General features: G+C 43.2%; 14 protein-coding genes. All 14 read left to right on the top strand.

The annotated features are described in order from the left end of the window. Positions 1-110: 110 nt before the first annotated feature. Positions 111-731 (top strand): hypothetical protein, encoded by a 621-nt coding sequence (locus U5R06_12405; protein MDZ7723573.1) that lies wholly within the window; start codon positions 111-113, stop codon positions 729-731. Then, a complete protein-coding gene (locus tag U5R06_12400) occupies positions 718-1500 on the top strand; it encodes a nucleotidyl transferase AbiEii/AbiGii toxin family protein (protein ID MDZ7723572.1) in 783 nt (260 codons plus the stop codon). Before U5R06_12405 ends, U5R06_12400 begins: the two co-directional genes overlap by 14 nt. Positions 1501-2576: 1076 nt before the next feature. Then, complete coding sequence (locus U5R06_12395; protein ID MDZ7723571.1) at positions 2577-4019, top strand: ATP-binding protein; 1443 nt, start codon at positions 2577-2579, stop codon at positions 4017-4019. 673 nt (positions 4020-4692) lie between these two features. Then, positions 4693-6321 carry a sulfatase-like hydrolase/transferase gene (locus U5R06_12390; GenBank protein ID MDZ7723570.1) on the top strand — a complete coding sequence of 543 codons (1629 nt, stop codon included), beginning with the start codon at positions 4693-4695 and terminating at the stop codon, positions 6319-6321. A gap of 73 nt (positions 6322-6394) precedes the next feature. Then, positions 6395-7756, top strand: a complete 1362-nt coding sequence (locus U5R06_12385) for a glycosyl hydrolase family 28 protein (GenBank protein MDZ7723569.1) — start codon at positions 6395-6397, stop codon at positions 7754-7756. A 93-nt stretch (positions 7757-7849) separates the two neighbouring features. Beyond that, on the top strand, positions 7850-9118 hold the full coding sequence (locus tag U5R06_12380; protein ID MDZ7723568.1) for an acetylxylan esterase: 1269 nt from the start codon (positions 7850-7852) through the stop codon (positions 9116-9118). Between the two features lie 92 nt (positions 9119-9210). After that, the gene (locus U5R06_12375; GenBank protein MDZ7723567.1) at positions 9211-10098 is read left to right on the top strand and encodes an alpha/beta hydrolase; all 888 of its coding nucleotides are present in this window, start codon (positions 9211-9213) and stop codon (positions 10096-10098) included. A 56-nt stretch (positions 10099-10154) separates the two neighbouring features. Next, complete coding sequence (locus U5R06_12370) at positions 10155-10619, top strand: DUF5060 domain-containing protein (GenBank protein MDZ7723566.1); 465 nt, start codon at positions 10155-10157, stop codon at positions 10617-10619. Between the two features lie 377 nt (positions 10620-10996). Continuing rightward, positions 10997-11221: a hypothetical protein gene (locus tag U5R06_12365; protein MDZ7723565.1), complete on the top strand. Its 225-nt coding sequence runs from the start codon at positions 10997-10999 to the stop codon at positions 11219-11221. Between the two features lie 594 nt (positions 11222-11815). Continuing rightward, a complete protein-coding gene (locus U5R06_12360) occupies positions 11816-12349 on the top strand; it encodes an RNA polymerase sigma-70 factor (protein MDZ7723564.1) in 534 nt (177 codons plus the stop codon). A 669-nt stretch (positions 12350-13018) separates the two neighbouring features. Then, positions 13019-14305: an acetylxylan esterase gene (locus U5R06_12355; GenBank protein ID MDZ7723563.1), complete on the top strand. Its 1287-nt coding sequence runs from the start codon at positions 13019-13021 to the stop codon at positions 14303-14305. A gap of 151 nt (positions 14306-14456) precedes the next feature. Then, complete coding sequence (locus tag U5R06_12350; protein MDZ7723562.1) at positions 14457-15356, top strand: FecR domain-containing protein; 900 nt, start codon at positions 14457-14459, stop codon at positions 15354-15356. Between the two features lie 5 nt (positions 15357-15361). Beyond that, complete coding sequence (locus U5R06_12345) at positions 15362-18388, top strand: TonB-dependent receptor (GenBank protein ID MDZ7723561.1); 3027 nt, start codon at positions 15362-15364, stop codon at positions 18386-18388. Between the two features lie 251 nt (positions 18389-18639). After that, a complete protein-coding gene (locus U5R06_12340) occupies positions 18640-19791 on the top strand; it encodes a hypothetical protein (GenBank protein MDZ7723560.1) in 1152 nt (383 codons plus the stop codon). Positions 19792-19801: the final 10 nt, after the last annotated feature.

The raw sequence follows: 19801 nt of genomic DNA, 5'->3' as shown, positions 1-19801 counted from the left end.
ATGTTCTGAAAATTTGAACTGAATATAAAGGTTTTTTTCAATAAAAAAAGTTGATATTGTTTCTAAAAATTGTTAATTTTAACAATAAAAAGAAATAAAAGGTGCATAGAATGAATTATACGCAATTCCAAAAGAAAATGTCTGATTATCCTGTTTTTACGAAACAGGAAATTGAAAAACATTTTCCCGAATTTGATACGAGACGTCTGGTGGAATGGCAGGAAAAAGGTTATATTTTGAAAATACGCAATCGATATTATTGTTTCAGTGAGGCGTTTATATCTGAAGAATTTCTCTATTACACTGCGAATACAATATATCAGCCCTCTTATGTTTCACTTGAATCTGCTTTGGCTTATTATGGTATTATCCCGGAAGGCGTTTTTCAGACCGTTTCATGCACCACACTTAAAACCGAGACCTTTGGCACGCCGGTTGGGCATTTTCAATACAGACATATAAAAAAGAAACTCTTTTTCGGATACACACTGGAGACCTGGAAAAATGTCCGTTATGCTATGGCAGAATTGGAAAAAGCTGTAATTGATTATTTATACTTACACTCAGAGATTCTGGATTCGTCTACGTTTCAATCTTTGCGCTGGAAAATGGATGTTATTCGAACTAATATGTCTTTGGAAAAATTAAAAGTGTATGGCAATTATCTTGATCATGACGCGCTTGACAAACGATTGGGCATTTTCAAAGGGGTATTGCATGCTGAAACTTGAAGAAATCAGAACTTTTTATCCTGAAAATTTGCACAAGTTTCCCGGATTCATGATTAGGGAATATCTGCAGTATAAAATTCTTGATTTTATTTACAAGAGCGATTTTGCAAATTCCCTGTCATTTATGGGGGGAACATGTCTTCGGATTATACATGGGAATCACCGGTTCTCTGAAGACCTTGATTTTGATAATCTTGGAATCAAAGGTGAGGATTTTGAAAAGTTAACTCGACATATAACGACACAACTTGAACGTGAAGGATACGAGGTTGAAATAAAGACAGTCATGCGGGGTGCCTGGCATTGCTATATCCGGTTTCCGCGATTGCTATTTGACGGGGGATTATCCGGATACAAAAATGAAAAAATACTGATTCAATTGGACACAGAACCGCAAGATTATGTTTATTCACCAAAACGGATTATACTGAACAAATTTGAAGTGTTTAGCGCTGTTTTATGCACTCCATTATCATTATTACTGGCACAAAAGTATCTGGCCATTTTAAACCGGCCAAGAAAAAAAGGCAGGGACTTTTATGATGTTTTGTTTCTGAATAGTAAAAATATCTCACCGGATTATCAATATTTAAAAAATAAAGCGGAAATCGAGGAGCCCAGAATGCTCAAAGATGCACTTGAAAATGTATGTAAAGATTTAGATATGAATTTAATAGCCAAAGATGTTGAACCGTTTCTTTTTGATCCCGGGGACCAGGACAGGATCTTGTTTTTCTATGAATACCTCCAATCAATTTTTTCGGAATAATCCATGTTTTGAATATATCATCTTTTAGCGTTGCTTTATAGCGACTAGACTTATTGCGAACAAGGACATTTTTAAATAGAAAACTCTAATGTGTCAGGGAGTGAAATTTATGTCATATTGAGTTACATGGGAGACCTGTTTTTCTGGTCACACAAAGGTTCAACTCCTGTGCGAAAAATAAACTGATCAGCGGATTCCCACTGCAGCCGATTCATGGAACGCGGATGACGCGGATGGGAGGCGAGAGAGGGAGGAGGAGCCGCAGCCCCAAATCTGTGTCCCGTTCCACGTATAAAAACAGTACGTTTTACAGAACGTACTGTTTCAGAATCACAAAGTCATTGTATAACAGTAAATAAAGGCCATTTCCCGCACCGTTCCTTGCAGCTTGTTGATCAATCCTGGCCGGGGCAATGTTAGAGTACGAATCCCTGTTTCCAATACTCGCAATATCAGGTTATAGAAAAATGTTGACAATTTCAAAGATACTATTAATTAGTACTATGGAGCCGTTGAATCAGAAACATAAAAAAATCCTTTGACAGATATTTAATGATCCCATTCGGTCGGATATTGATTGGCGGGATATTGAAAAATTAATCGTTGCTCTTGGTGGTGAATTATCGGAAGGAAAAGGTTCAAGAATTCGTAATTATCTGAATGGTAAAGGCTGTTTTCCACAGGCCTCATCCTCAGAGGGATACTGAAAGTCGCCCTTTGATCCGTGAGACGTTTTTTAAAGGAGGCTGGTATAACCGATGTTAAAATATAAAGGATATTCTCAAGCAAGCCGTACAATAGTTGCTTCGGTAAAGCCTGTAACAGATGGCTGAACTTGACCCGTGATTGGGTTTTTATGGGGGATTTCAATAGAGTCATTGCTTATATTTCAAGTATGTAACAGTTGACACGAATCGGACAGTCTAGATACGTTTGTGGGTTACAGGTATCTGATTTTTAAAATTGACCATTTGTTTTTACATACTTTAATTCGAACCAGCTATTTTTTCTTATTGGGGCCGGATTTTTGGGATAGCTTATACTGCTGAGGATTGATTGTAAATAAGCGAATAAGGTTGTCCGGGTGGGAGGTCGGATGCTACCAAGTCATTCCATTTTCTGAAATGATGCGCCGCAGCAAAGCCAGGCACAAGAACAAGGATGAAAATTTCTCTCTTTTCACGGATACTGTTGATCAAATAAAAAATAATTTAAAAATAATCTTGACTTTCGTAAAAAAAACTGTTAATTTAACGATTATGAGAGAAGAATTGCTGAAATATCGCTTTTTAAATCAGTTGTTACCTGATTCAAACCAAAGAACAATCGTTTTAATTACAGGTGCCAGACAAACCGGAAAAACAACTATAGCAAGGGAAAAATATGCTGAAATGCCCTATTATAATCTTGACGCTATTGAATATCGGGAGGGTTTAAAAACCATTTCAACATTCGCCTGGGGGAAAGATATTGGAGAAGCAGTTTTTGACGAAGCACAAAAAGAACCATCGATTTTTGAGAAAATAAAATATTGTTTTGATGAAAAAAATATAAATTTTTCTGTGCTATTAGGTTCCAGCCAAATTCTATTAATTAAAAAAATTAGAGAAACTCTTTCCGGCAGAATTAATATCTATGAGCTTTGGCCTTTATTATTGTCGGAATTATTTTGGAATAAAAACTCGAAAACTGTTACAACTCCACTCATTCAAGAACTATTGGAAACAGATTCTATAGACGATCACTTTGACAAAATTCCATCGATCATCATGGGATTGGAAAAAGAGAGAAGAATAAAAATACAGAATTATTATCTGAACTGGGGAGGAATGCCGGCACTGATCAGTTTAAATGCAAATGAAAGAATCAAATGGTTAAAGGATTACGAATATACTTATCTTGAGAGAGATCTTTCTGATTTAGCAAGATTAGATGACCTTGCTCCATTTAGAAAATTCCAAAAATTATCCGCATTAAGATCCGGAAATCTTTTAAATTATTCAGAAATCGCCAGAGATGCTTCTCTGAGTGTAGATTCATCAAGGCGATATCTTGAGTATTTAGCTTTGTCTTATCAGGTGATTCTTTTACAACCCTATTATGAGAATTTAACGAGTTCAATCATCAAGACCCCCAAACTTTATTGGTCAGATATAGGTATTTTACGTCAATTAAGTAATCATTGGAGCGAATATGATGGCAGGATTTATGAGACTATGGTTGTGGGTGAAATCTTCAAAACAATCCGAACATTAGGTATGAATATTGAATGTTATTTTTATCGAACCCGTTCTGGAATGGAATTGGATTTATTGATTAAAAATCAGCATGGTTTTATCGGGATTGAGATCAAAAAAAGAAATAAAGTATATCATTCCGATATTACTGTGATGAAAAAAGTTGCATCTGCATTGGGTAAAAGATGGTTGGGTGGCATAGTTGTTTATAACGGAGATCAATGTAAAAAAATCTGTGACCCGGCAATTTGGTCAATTCCCTCATACAGGCTCTTTATCTGACTCGTTTACCAATCAATTTTTTCAAATCTTAATATTTTTTAGGTTTTATTTTATTGATTATAAAATTGGAAATAATTTGTCTGTCCCAAAAATTCTCTACCTTTATTAGCTTTCCACTAAACATTAAGGTTTATGGATAGGGTTACATGAAAGAATAATAATCCTAAATTTTGTTGATATCAATGGATAGAAGAAACATATCAAGCAAATGCAGCCGATTTTAACCGCCGATTCGTTCAGGCACAATTCGGGGCAATTTCTATTTTAGTTGCTTTGCGTTAGTTTCTCTGATGCGGTTAAAACGGCTGATTTAATTGTTATAAATAACTATATATGTTATCAACTTTGAGCCCGTGTCAAACGCCAACCACAAATTCCCCACGAAAACCCCTATTGATCCCCCCAATCCGGGCCCCATTCTTTGTCTCATCCGTCCCCACCCGTTCTTTACATTTCCCAAACGTTTCCATGTTTTGGATATACCCTCTTGTGAATCCCTTAAAAACGCCTTGAAAAACAGCACACGAATAATTATATTAATAAAGTGTTGTTACACTTATTTTTGCTTTTAACTTATACACAGGAGACAATCCTGAATACGTGCTATAATCCTGCATATCCTGTCCAGTATTTCGGCTAAAATTTACAGCTTTTTATCACACAAGGACCCATCATGAATATTCCCCAAACCCGAAGAGATTTTCTCAAACGCGCCGCAGCCCTTACCGGCGGCATTGCTGCAGCCGGTCTGCTGTCGTCCTGTGCAAAACCGCGCAAACAGCCGAATATCCTGTTCATCATGTCCGATGATCATGCCTATCAGGCACTCAGCGCCTATGACACGACCTTGATGAAAACCCCGAATATAGATCGTATTGCCGATCAGGGTATAAAATTCACCAATGCCTGCGTGACCAATTCCATTTGTGCGCCTTCGCGTGCTGTGATCCTGACCGGTAAACACTGCCACATCAACGGCAAAGTCGACAACCGCTTTCCGTTTGATGACAGTCAGATCACCTTTCCGCAGATCCTGCACGAACAGGGTTACCAGACCGCCATGTTCGGCAAACTGCATTTCGGCAACAATCCCAAAGGTTTTGACCAGTTTAAAATTTTGCCCGGACAGGGCCATTATTACAATCCGGATTTTATCACCAAACATGATGGAGAGATCTATCTCGAAGGCTATACCACCGATATCATCACCGATATGACTCTGGACTGGCTGGAAAACGAACGCGCGCAGAATCAGCCGTTCCTGCTCATGTATCTGCACAAGGCGCCGCACCGCGAATGGCTGCCCGCCGAACGCCATTACAAGGAATTTACAAAAAAGACATTCAAAGAACCGGAAACTCTTTTTGATGATTACAAGGGACGTGGTTCCGCCGCCAAACAGGCGGAAATGAATATTCTGGAACACCAGAACTGGGCTGGCGATTCCAAGGTTTATCCCGAGGTCATGGATGAACTGGGAATCCCCGAAACCTCGGACTGGGACAAACACGCGTTCGAACGCACAGTCGGACGCATGACAGAGGAACAGCGCGCCGACTGGGATGCGGTGTACAAACCGGTGATTGAGGATTTTAAAAAGAATTATCCGAATATGTCACGCAAAGACCTGATGCGCTGGCGCTATCAGCGTTATATGCAGGATTATCTGGCCTGTATCGCCGCAGTGGATGAGGGCGTCGGCAGAGTCCTGGATTATCTCGAAGAAAACGGCCTTGCCGATAACACCATTGTTGTGTATACCTCGGATCAGGGATTTTATCTGGGTGAACACGGCTGGTTTGACAAACGTTTTATCTATGAAGAATCTTTCAAGACGCCGCTGCTGGTGAAATGGCCGAAGGTCATCAAAGCCGGAAGCGTGAATACCAATATGGTGCAGAATCTGGATTTCGCCCAGACGTTTTTAGATGCCGCCGGCCTGGAAGCGCCGTCCGATATGCAGGGCGAGAGTTTGCTGCCGCTGTTCAAAGGCGATGTCAAGAATTTCAGGGATGCGGTGTATTATCATTATTACGAGTATCCGGCGGTGCATAGGGTCAAGCGTCATTATGGTATTGTGACCGAGGACTATAAACTGGCGCATTTCTATTATGATATTGACGAGTGGGAACTGTACGACCGTGTAAACGATCCGCATGAGCTCAACAATGTCTATGATGATCCGGCGTATGCTGATGTGGTCCAGGACTTGAAACAACGTCTGGCGGATTTGCGCGTGAAATACAAGGACAGCGAGGAACTGGATCAGAAATATATACAGAGAACATTATCTGAACAGTAACTGTCTCAACGAGGCGCATATCAGGATATTTTGAATTGACAAATATATTATCCCTACCTGAAGAGGAGATAAAATGAGGCGATCGGTATTATTCATTCTGTTTGCATTAGCACTCACCAGACCATTAACCGCCAAGGTTATTTATCACACATTTCCGCGCATCTGTCCGCGTTCAGAACAATTCAATGTGCGGGTCGAGGCGAAAGAGACCTCTGTCTATCACACCTCGGCGGGCAATTTTGTCTCGTTTGAGAGTGACGAACCGGTATCCGTGCAGGTGCTGTGTTCCGAACCGCCGCAGGGCGTCCGGATTTTGCCTCTGCGTCTGGGCATTGAACCGGTCATCGAATCAAGCAGCATCCGCTTTGAACTGCCGCAGGGCGAAAAGGTTTTAGTTGAAATTGATAATATGCAGCAGCTGTTCGTCTATTCCAATGATATTCAACCCCGGCCGGATCCGGATACACCGGGACTGCGGTTTTACAAAAGCGGACAGGTGTACGAGGTCGGAAAGCTAAAACTTGAGGACAATGAGCAGGTCTATATCGAGGGCGGCGCTGTGGTCCGGGGTACGATCCGGGCCACATCTGCGAAAAATATTACAATATCCGGTTACGGCGTTGTGGATGGCGGTTATTACAGTCATTATGGTGAACATTCGCATTTCATCCGGCTGCAGGACTGTGTCAATGCCAGTGTTGAGGACATTATCATGATCGAACCGCCGGGCTGGATGTTGGTCCTGTATCACAGTTCGGATGTGAGTATTGACAATATCAAACAGCTGGGCAGCGGACATGGATCGGACGGCATCGATATCGTCGCATCGCATAAAGTCCGGATCAACAACTGTATGCTGAGAAACGGCGACGACTGTATCGTGGTCAAATCGTTCACCCGCGACCGCTACAGTGTACCGATTCTGAATACCCACAGCGGTGTGGATGATGTTCTGGTTACGAATTGTTCGGTGCAGTCCAACGGCGGCGGACAGGCGTTTGAGATCGGGCACGAACTGGTGGATAATCCGGTTACCCATATCCGCTATATCGATTGCGATGTGCTGGGCGTACATGGACAGGGCGGGGTGTTCGGTATTCACAACTGCGATGGCGCGATGGTGTCTGATGTTTTGTATCAGGATATCCGCGTGGACCATTATTACAACAAACTCATTGACATGCGCATCGTCAAGAGCCGTTGGTCCCGGATGCCGGAACGCGGACATGTTGAAAATGTAGTGATGCAGGACATTCATGTAACCAATACGATCTATAATCCGGGTTACTCGATTTCGCTGATCGGCGGCTATGATGCGGAGCACAAAATCAAAAATGTGACCATTGAGAATTTTTATATAAACGGTGAAAAAATTATCAATGCGGATGACCTGGATCTATACATCAAGCAGGCGGAGGATGTGGTGATCCAGTAGGTCTTTATAGTCGACTTGGTTGTCGCTGAAATATAAAGATTTCAAAATTAAAACAAGCGGGCATTGTTCAATATAAAGTTCAGGAGAAAATCCATGGTACAGCACGTCAAGTTGATATGCATGATTCTTGTTTTGTCGGCCGCTGCCGTTCCAGCCGGTCCCAATGAGGTAATCCGTGATGAAGCAAAAGTGCCGGATTACAACCTGCCGGATTTGCTGGTGCTGAGCAGCGGTGATACGGTGAATCGTCCCGAGCTGTGGTTTCAAAAACGGCGTCCGGAAATTTTAAATTTATTCAAGACAAATGTCTACGGGGAATCTCCGGTTTTGCCTGACCGTGTCGAATTCAAAGTCGAATCGGTTGAACAAGGGCTGTTCGGAGGCATTGCCAGCCGCAAGCAGGTGACCGTATATTTGCTGTCAAACGATAAAAAACTGAGCGTGGATCTGCTCATGTATATCCCTGAACATGTCAAGGGACCGGTTCCGGCATTTCTGGGACTCAATTTTGCCGGTAATCAGGCGGTACAGCACGACCCGGGTATACCGTTGGCGGATTGCTGGGTAAAAAACAGCGCCACTTATCAAACGGAGAACAATCGTGTCACCGAAGGCTCACGCGGGGTACGCAGTTTTCGCTGGCCGGTGGAAATGATCGTGGCGCGCGGCTATGCGGTGGCGACGGTCTGCTATAATGATATTGTAGCGGATGATCCGGAATTGTTTGCCGCGGCCATGGACTCGTTTTTTCCGGATTATTCGGGACCGGATTCACCGGGCGCGATTTCCATTTGGGCGTGGGGACTGCGGCGTATCCTGGATTATCTCGAACTTGATCCGCAGATTGATCCTCAGCGCGTGGCGGTCATCGGGCATTCGCGTCTGGGCAAGACCGCGTTGTGGGCCGGAGCCCTGGACGAGCGCTTTGCGCTGGTGTATTCCAGCTGTTCGGGCTGCGGCGGCGCGGCTTTGTCGCGTCGACAGTTCGGTGAAACGGTCAAAATCATCAATGAAAAGTTTCCGCACTGGTTCTGCGGCCGGTTTAAAGACTATAATGACAAGGTATCCGATCTGCCGCTGGATCAGCATATGCTGCTGTCATTGATCGCGCCGCGGCCGCTGGTGGTGGCCAGCGCCAGCAAAGACCTGTGGGCGGATCCGCGCGGTGAATTTCTGTCCGCTGTGCACGCGGGACCGGTCTATCGTCTGCTGGGCGAAGCAGGCCTTCAGACAGAGACGGTGCCGCAACCGCATCAGCCCGTCGGCAGTCGTATCAGATATCATATCCGCGAGGGCGGACATAACATCACGCCGCTGGACTGGCATTTTGTGCTGAATTTTGCGGACGAATGCTTGAAATAATAAATGCCGTGCGAACACCAAAAAGGAGCCGGCATGTTGAATCGAAAATCCAAATACCTGACAGATCAGGCGCCCTGGGAGAATATATTCAAATGAATCTCAAAACAACCATTCTGATCTTGTTGTCGTTTGTCATTGCGGTGCCAGCTGCAGATCGTGATGACATAATCAAACAGACGGTGGTTTACAAGACCATAAACGGAATGCAATTAAAGGCCGATGTTTATCTAACTCGAGACAAAACGGATGAGGCAAAACCCGCCATGGCCTTTTTTCACGGCGGCGGCTGGGCGTACGGGAATCCGGACGAGTTCCGCGTCGCCTGTACCCGCTATGCCCGCAAAGGCTTTGTCTGTTTTTCTTTTCAGTACCGGCTTTCGATCACAGAGGAGGGCACAGTCCCGCATCCGGATATCTCACTGATCGAATGCGTCAAGGATGCCCGTTCCGCCATGCGTTGGATTCGGGGACATGCCGACGAGTACCATATTGATCCGGACAAAATCGTGGCCAGCGGCCAGTCCGCCGGCGGTCAACTGGCGCTGGCTACAGTTTTATTTCATGACATCAACGAGGCCAGCGATGATCTGGCAGTGAGTCCGGCGCCGAATGCGTTTGTGCTGTATTCCAGTACTGTCAACACCCTGGAAGCCTGGGCGGATCTATTGATGGGCGACCGCCGTGAACAGATCTGGTCGGTGTCCCCGTTCCACAATCTGAAATCCGGACTGCCGCCAACGATTCATTTTCACGGCACAGCCGACCGCATGGTGCCTTACTGGGTGGTCACGCGCTTCCGGGACAAGAGCGTCGAGCTGGGAAATCATTATGAACTGGTGACGTTTGAGGGTCGTCGGCATTATCTCGGCAACGAGGATCAGGAGGTAAAAGTGTATTACGATGAGGATATTTTGAGACAAACGGATGACTTTTTTGAGAGAATGGGTTTTCTTGAGCAATCAGGCAGCAAAATAAAATGAAGCTTTACGACTACCGCAAAAGACGAGTTCACAAAGACCTGAAGGAGGCTGTACAAATGAAAATGGTTAAAGTCACCTTGAGTATTCTCTGTGTATTAATCCTCGCTGGTTCAGTTCAGGCTGCAACCGTGACGGGAAAACTGTGCACATGGCATCTCCTGGAACTTCATTTTCAGGGTGCCAACGCCCATGAAATGGACGATGATCCGAATCCGTTTCTGGACTACCGGCTGCAGGTGACGTTCACATCTCCGATTGGTGAGTGTTACAATGTACCGGGATTTTTCAACGGTGACGGCAAAGGCGGGGGAAACGGCAATATCTGGACGGTGCGCTTTATCCCGGATCAGTCCGGACGATGGACCTATGTTGCTTCGTTTAGAAAGGGAATGAACATTGCCGTGAATTTGAATCCGCAGGCCGGCGATGCGGCTGCCTTTGACGGGGAATCCGGGTCGTTTACCGTCCTGCCCAAAGATCCTGATGCGCCGGGATTTTTAAAATACGGGCGGCTGGAATAGGTGGGCGGACATTATCTCAAATTCGCCGACGGTCCCTACTGGATCAAGGGCGGAACAGTCCCGAAGATCTGCTGTCCTACGTCGATTTTGATAACACCCCGAATCCGGGACATTATTACAAGGCGCATTTATCCGACTGGCAGGAGGGAGACTCGACCTGGAACGGCGGCAAAGGCAAGGCCATGATCGGTCTGTTGAATTACTTTGCCTCCCGGCATGTGAACTCTTTATTTTCTTAGCATGAACATCGGCGGTGACGGAAAAAACGTTTGGCCGTTTGCCGGCGTGATTAATCCGGAGGGCAGTCCGGAAAATGATAATCTGCATTACGATATCAGCAAACTGCATCAAATATCGAATTTATACTGCTGCATTATTTGCGCAATGATAATTTCAAGACTGTTGAGGATATGTGGAATTACACCTGGTACGCGCGACGGTTTATGCAGGAGCATCTGCCGTTCTGGGAGATGGAACCGGATGACATGTCTGTGATCGGTGCAACAAAGGAGCTGGGCGGCGCGCAGGTGTTTGCCAAACCGGGGGAAATATGCGCCATTTATCTGCCGGTCGCCGAACCGACCGGTTCCTTAACCATGTGACGCATTCCCGGCACCTTTGAACAGCGCTGGTACAATCCGCGTATCGGTGAATTTCAGGGAGATATCCGGCGGTTTCAGGCCGAGGGAACCGTGCCTCTGGGATCGCCGCCCGCAGATCCGCAGGAGGACTGGGTGGTGCTGATTGAAAAGGTTGAGGATAATTAAAGGCTGTTTATACGTATAATGAACAGGTTTTTATACGGTTATAACCCGTATTCATTTCCTGATCTGATCAGGGTGGTCGGCGCGTGATCTGATCGCGCGGGGGTTCAACCCCTGCGCGCAGCATTTCCGGAGGTTCTATCTCCATGTGATCGCGCAGGCGTTTAATCCTTGTGCGCAAAATATATGGAGGTTATTCATCAGTATATTGTAAAGCGATGCGATACAGTTCTGATGATGTTCAATATCCGTTGTCCAGATGAATTCCTGTTATTTGCTGTTTAATTTTTACCTTCTGAAAATTACCTTGACATCCAGATATGAATTGATTAATTTCTTTTTGTCACGAGTAAGTCAATTGAATATAGCATCAGAGATGCTTTTTAGAATGGTTAAAATATTTTTCCGGCTTAAATAATGGGTGTTAAGACTTTGAAACAACCAACTTTTAATTCAAGTGATGAAGAGTATGAACTTGAATTGAAAAAAGTGGAAAAGTTATTCAAAAAGTATTATGATTCGTTAATACATTATGCATACCGCTATGTAAATGATATATCGATTGCTGAAGATATTATTCAGGATATTTTTTTCCAATTGTGGAAAAATAGACATAGCATAAGATTTGGTGTAAACATTAAAACCTACCTGTTCAACAGTGTTAAAAATAATTGTCTAAAGTATTTGGATCGCAAAAAAACTCGAGATAACTACAAGATGCAACAGGTTGAAATCGAGTATGATATTTATTCTCCTGATCATATTATGTTGCGAAAGGAAATGCAGGAATCGGTACAACAAGCAGTCAATTCCCTGCCTCCAAAGCGTTATGAGATATTTTGTATGAGCCGTTTTGACGGATTATCGTATCGTGAAATAGCTTCAATTCTGGATATTTCAATTAAAACTGTGGAAACTCAAATATCTCGGGCGCTTAAAGTTATTCGTAAACGTGTGAAATTTTGAAACATTAGCAAGCCCCTCCTTTTTTTATAATTCCTAGCCAGTCCGAAATATCTACTCTACCCCGAAAAACATTTTCCTTGAAAAGACTGAACTCAGACCTTTATAAATTTTAGATATTTTTTATTTATTTTGTAGGGGGATTATGCTCTTTACCGGTTTAATATATAGAAAGAGAAAAGATCATTAACTCGGATTTAATCATTACTGTGACTGGTCGAGGCGAGGCTATTTTAAGGTAGGCCGTAAAACCAGCCGCAAGAAATATACAGCCAAATGCACGGAAATGAATGTGTGGCTTAAATCTATCAGGAACCAGATAGCAACGAAAGACTGGTGGAAGATATTGAGAGCCAAATTACGAGGACATTTTCAGTATTATGGAGTGAGTGAGAATTACAGAGGGATAGCCAGGTTTTACAGATTCACCCTGAATATGGTGAAGAAATGGTTAAACCGACGTAGTCAGAAACGGAAAATGAACTGGAAGAGATTCAAAGAATATCTTGATCATTATCCGTTGCCCGAACCGAAAATCGTGCACAGCTTTTATGGGTCACGTGTAAGGTGAGATAAACTGAGGAGCCGGATGTGGGAAATCCACAAGTCCGGTTCTGTGAGGGGCATTGAAGTTCCTCACAATAAAGTTAAATTTTGGAAAGGAACGATATTATGTCTACTCGACAATTTATACTGTTATTAATCATTATTTTACTCGGTTTTTTCTATCCCGGAGTTGCCATCCCGGAATATCATTTAAACGGAACCAAGTTTAGTGCAAATGCCAACTCTGACTCATTTCAGAAAGAAAAACGTCGTACTGAACTGTTAAAGATGATGGGGATTCCCTTTGACCGGTGCGATCTTGACCCTGAGTTCAGAGGTAGTTTTGAACATAAAGGACTCGTTATTGAGAGATGGATTTACACAAGTGAACCGGGCTCAAAAGTGACATCACTTTTATACCGGCCAAAAGAATCCAGAGGTCTCATGCCGGGTATGGTAATAACCAACGGGCACGGAAATTCCAAAAGCACTGCCAATAATATTTATACGGCTCAACTCTATGCGAAAATGGGTATAGCCACATTAGTGTATGATACAATTGGAGAAGAGGAGAGGCATATCAAGGGCAAAAAGGGTACCAGGGCACATGATGCTTTCTCTGCTGATGAAAGAGCTGCAAAGGCAGGAAGACTAATGATGGGTAAGATGGTTTTTGATGTTATGAGAGGAGTTGATTTTTTACTGGAAAGAGATGATATTGATCCGGAAATGATCGGTGTTGCCGGAAATTCAATGGGAGGTACAAAAGCTACCTGGATGTTGGCTTTGGAACCGAGGTTAAAAGCTGTTGTTGTATCAGGATGGGGATTTGGTTCATACAATTCAGAAATGGGGAAAAGATGTAGCAGGGTGCCGGCTCTGTTACGTGAAGACATACTCTCATGGCCGGAATATCTGCTTTTGGCAGAAAAGAATGCCTCTGTATTGGTTATGAACGGAGGTATTGATGAAATTATCGACCAGAATGGATCGGGTAAAATTTGGAAGCAGACAAAAGAAAATGTAGCCAAGACTGCCTCAAGGTTTGCAAATTACGGCAATGTGATTGAAACATGGTTTGATCCAGAGGGAGGTCACCGCTCTTACCATAACCATAAGGATGCTTTTCTGTGGCTTTATGAGCATTTCAACACACCGGGATGGTCAAAACAGAATATTGAGCAATTACCGGAAATAACATTTGACCAGTGGCTTGAAAGAAATAATCTGCATTTCGAGAATAGCCACTACAAGTTATACTGGCCGGATCGTCATATGCGTGGTGGTCGGTATTTAGATTTAAATATAAAGTTAATTCCGGAGGAAAAATTAAAGTGCCTTAACCCGGATGAAATCGGATTGCCGGAATATACACTTGAAGGGTGGTTGGATTTAATTGAGAGGAAACAATAATTAAGGAAATCAAAAATTGCTTATAAAATGGAAAAGAATTGCCCGGGTACTCTCTGGTGAGGAAACGAAAAAAGATAGAAAAATGCTTAAAAAACGCCTCAAAAATCCGGATTTTTCGAAATACATGGCGAAACTGCAAACAATATTTTCAATGAAACAGAAAAAAATGGATTTGACGGATGCAGATGATGTCTGGAACAGAATAAGACAGGATATTGATCATATCAGAATGCAGGGAGAAAATCATCTGGAACTCCCTTTTCATGATCAATTTGGGGTACGCAAAAAGAATATGAAAATGATCTTTCGCATTGCCGCAATGCTCATTTTAACAGCGGCCGTCTCAGGGTATTTTTTTATGGATGATATAAATCAGGTGTTTACAACTACAAAACAAACTTCAGAATACCGGGTTGTCAGCGCCGGTGTGGGCGAAACGATCCGCATCCAAGCAAGCGATGGCACCCGAATCATACTGGATGCCGGAAGTGAGCTTCGCTATCCCAAGGTGTTCAAAGATCGGCGTGATGTATATCTTGAAGGAGAGGCATATTTTGAAGTTGTGGCAAACAAGGATGTACCTTTCTATGTGCACGCAGATCATGCTCTGGTAAAAGTCGTGGGTACGAGATTCAATGTACGTTCCTGGGATGAAGCCCCCGAGGTATCCGTGACCGTAATGGAAGGAAAAGTGGCTGTTTCCAATAAAAAAACGGAACGTTTGCGGTATTTGGTAAAGGGTGAACAGAGCAAGATACAAACCAATGGAAATGTAACAGAACCGGTAAAAGTGGATTCTGAAAAACAAATCAGCTGGATGAATCATGAGATTCATTTTGAAAATGCCTCTGTAAAAGAAGTGTTGGCTCAATTAGAGCGGTGGTATGGGTACAAGTATTCTTTTTCAGATACATCGATCTTGAATCAGAGGCTTACTGTTCACCTTGGTGAAGAAAATATATCCGATGTGTTTATGCTAATTGGCTTGGTTACCAATACCGGAATCAGTCACAAAGACAGTCTGATCCAATTTATTTCTAAGCGGAGGTAAAAATCATGCGGTTTTGTTTGTTTAAAATTATCACTTTGGGTGTTTGTGTAATTATGTTTGGTTGTTTTAATGCTGGAACATTAAAGGCTGAATTTTCTGAAGCGGTTCAAGGAGCTAAAATTCCTAAAACATTGAGCAGAAAAGTATCGATAAATTTTGAGAATATATCCTTAGAGACGGCATTGGCGAGTATTACCAAACAAGGTCAGATCCCCCTGAGTTACAATCGTGATATGATACCTTTGGATCAAAAGATTAATATTGATTTGCAGAATGTCAGTGTTCATACCGTTCTGCTGGCTGCCTTGCAAAATACCAGCACGAGTTTGCGGGTAACCCCGAATGGTACGCTTGCAGTAACTCCGCAATCAACGCAATCGGCGAGCGGCAAGAGCAAACGTAAATTGGCTACGGTCACGGGAAAAGTCATCGAAGGCTCTACCGGAGAACCATTGCCGGGAGCCAATGTCTATCTGGAAGGAACCAGTTTTGGTGCTGCGACGGATAGAGAGGGAGAGTACATTATTAGTAATGTGCCTGTCGGAACATATACGATCAAGTTTAAATATATTGGTTATAAAGAGCTGGAAAAAACCGTTCAGGTTGCAGCAGGGAAGAACATATTGCAAGATGCTGAAATGGTTTTTGAAATTGTAAAAGGCGAGGTGGTTACAATTACCGCCCAGGCAGAAGGGCAGCTTGCCGCTATTAATCAACAATTGAGTGCTGAAAAGATTGTAAATGTTGTATCTTCAGACCGAATTCGCGAATTGCCCGACCAGAACGCAGCAGAGTCAGTGGGACGTTTACCGGGTGTGGCAATTCAAAGAAGCTCGGGAGAGGGACAAAAAATTATGGTGCGGGGCTTGTCGCCGAAATACAGCGTGGTCACAATAAACAATCAACGCGTTCCTTCAACGGACAGAACTAATCGCTCATTGGACTTGAGTATGATTTCATCGGAAATGCTGGAGGGTATTGAACTGAGCAAGGCCTTGACTCCGGATCAGGAAGGAGATGCGATTGGCGGCGTCGTCAATTTTACGGTAAAACAAGCGGACCCGGGGTTCCAAAGCCGTGTGAATCTGCAAGGTGGATACAACAGACTCCGTGATAACTATGGTAACTATAAAGCAAATGTTACATTAAGTAATCGTTTTTTTAATAATATGCTGGGTATTCTAGCAACGGGCAGCTATCAGAATGTGCAAAGACCCAATGATGAATTTTCCGCTCAATATAGTGCAAGTGGGATTGATCTTGAAAAAGATGAATATATCATGCAGACCAGTTCTCTTAGTCTGGAACATTCTCAGCAAACACGTGAACGCTATGCCATGAGTTTATATGCTGATTTTGAAATGTCGGCGAATCAACTGTTACAATACAGTGGATTCTATAGTGTACTCAACAAAGACGGGACAAACCGACGAAAAGATTATGAAGTAGGTGACGGAAGCCTGAGCTGGGGTATTAACGAGTGGGAAAATAACATTCTGCTTTGGAATCAAACCCTTTCCGGTGAGCATTCCTTATTTAATGATATAAAATTGGACTGGGCACTCAGCCAGTCTTCGACTAAAAATAAAAGTCCCAACAACTACTCACTCAATTTCAGACAGGAGGGTGGTTTTTATGGTGAACTACTTGATGTGAAAAAAGGAATTGATTTTGTACAACAAGCTGCGAAAAATGATCTGAGCAAGTCACATTGGAGTACAAAAAGTGCGTTTTCAACAACGGATATCATGGAAGCTCATCAGTCGGCACAGACAAGCCTAAAGGTTCCATTTGCACTTGGTAATATGCTAAGCGGGTATCATAAAGTGGGATTCAAGTATCGTCGTATGTATCGTGAAAACAGCCGTTATACAATGGGTATACGAACGGAAGACCGCTCAAGATTATCGAACCAAATACATTCCGATAATCCTGACAAGTATAATCTCTATAACAGTTATTTAACGGCTGAAGGGTTCGTGGATCCCGATTTTAAAGATGATGATTTTTTAGATGGACGATTCGATTTTCCGAGAGGATTGAGAACAGGAGTCGCAGAATGGCTCTATGAAGACCACACGAGTTATTTTTCAGTGTTAAATAGTTCACTTGGCGATGACTATGACGCCATGGAAGCTGTTACCGCTGCTTATTATATGACTAATATTCATTTATGGCGTCGTTTGATGATCATTGGCGGCCTTCGTTATGAGCACACCCATAATGATTATACCGGAACTTTTTCAAAGGGTGGTGGAGAATGGAGTCGTGTTTTTACTGATACATCGACTACGTTTGATTACGAAGACTGGCTGCCGATGATACAGGCTCGATACAAGCTTACCAGTTTTCTGGATATGCGAATGGCAGCGACACGCACCCTCGTTCGCCCTGACTATATGTTACAGGTTCCCAGAATACATATTGACGTCGAGCAGTCTCAGGCGACCCAAATCCGGACTTGGAACATATTAAAGCCTGGAATTATGACCTTTCCTTTTACCTATTATTCCGGACGATTCGGTTTGTTTTCGGTCGGAGGATTTTTTAAACGGTTGGAAAATATAAGCTATAGGGCAAGAAGAGTACAGATGGATCCCGATAAGGAATATTACGGCTATAGTATTTATGAACCGCAAAACACTGACGGGATTACAGATGTGTACGGTTTTGAGGTTGACATGCAGACCAATCTATTGTTTTTGCCCAGCCCGCTGGACGGGTTTGTGATCAACGCCAATTATACGCGTATCTATGGGCATAGTTATTTCCCCGTAAACAAAAGCATTACGGGTCCGCCTCCTTATTATTCCGTGATCTATGTGACCGAAGAGCGTAAAGGACGCATACCCGGACAGTCCGATTATATTGCCAATTTGTCTTTGGGCTATGAGAAAGGCCGTTTTTCAGGTCGTGTGACTATGAACTATCAGTCAGATATGACTTACGAGTGTGGGTGCACAGGCCCTGGAGGATCACTACCAGCATGGTTTTGTCCGATGGGACGCCACAGCTTCTTTCCGGTTGATTGATGGATTACTATTATATTGGAATCTGAATAATTTTACCAGTATGACCGAGCGTGTTTTTGAAGGTAGAAAAAGTTTCCGACGCATGAACAACATTACATGTGGACGACTGATCTTGGAATTCGATATACATTATAACTTTGAATCGGTTTGGAAGGGAGTATGCCTATGGAATGAGATTCCTTGTACTGGAACCTGAACCTATTTATATTCTATTAATGAAATATGAAGATTTTTAAAAAAGGAGCATTGAGATGATGAAAAATTTCACAAAAAACAACGTTTTATTATTGGCAACCATGTGCCTGGTTATGTTTTACGCGGGTTCTTTTGTTTACGCTCAAAAAGTTATTGAACCCGGCTTGGGAACGATCAATGAAACCATTATGGGGGACACACTTTCTGATGGGTCTCGTGCTGAAACGCATTATATCCTGAAACAAGACGGCTGGTACATTTATACGGAGACCATGCATATTGATTTTTCATTGACCTTGGAAGCAGAAGCAGGTGACGGTGCAAGGCCGGTCATCAAACCGGTTGCCATGGAGGGCGGAGCGACACGACCCTTTGAAATCAGAAATAGCGGTGTGACGGTAACCTTTCGCGGGTGTCATGTCGATGGACATGATAACTCTTTACCGGCACCCGGATTGAGATCTGATGAATATGCTCTTCGAGTATATGCTGATGATGTTCGAATCGTTATTGACGACTGCCGCTGGGACCGTGTGCCAAAGTATATATTTCGCACGGACAATCCCGGAACCGATTTTATATTAACAAATTCCACATTCGGGAACTTTTACAAGGATGGATGGCCCCTGAGTAGTGGTTTCATACGAAACAAATCCGAGGGTGATACGTTGGTTGTATCAAACTCTACAATATACAACGGCGGCGTTTTTTGTCGATCTGATAACACCATGTGGAATTACACCAAAATTGAACATTGTACGTTTGTCAATCTGATGGGATGTGGTGATTGGGACCGTAACAAAACGGATTCACTGCGTGCGGAAATTTCTCAAACATGGGCTGTTGTCAATACTCATGAATCCAAAATGGTTGTATTTCGAAATAATCTTTTGGTAAACACCGGAATTCTTGGTCGACACACAGAGGAAGCGCTGGTCCCTCAGTATGTTGTCGGTACTGAAATGATTCCGGTTGATACGCTGGGTAATTATTCACTTCCCGATGGAGTGGATATTCGAAACAATAATATTTGGTTCGACTCTGCACTGGAAGGAGCCTATGGTGATTCAGTGGAACTTTATACACAGGATCGTTTTTATGACCCCACAATGCAGACCTTTATTGATTCATTGGATCGAGCTTGGTTCTTTGATGAATACAGAAGTTACCTTCGTGGACGGCCCCAGAACCCCGGTCGAATGGGTTGAAGCGGCGTAC

The sequence above is a fragment of the candidate division KSB1 bacterium genome, assembly GCA_034521575.1.
In the GTDB taxonomy this organism is placed as follows: Bacteria; Zhuqueibacterota; Zhuqueibacteria; order Residuimicrobiales; family Krinioviventaceae; genus JAXHMJ01.
The sequence above is the reverse complement of the archived record's forward strand: the minus strand, read 5'-3'. Positions and strand labels throughout refer to the sequence as shown.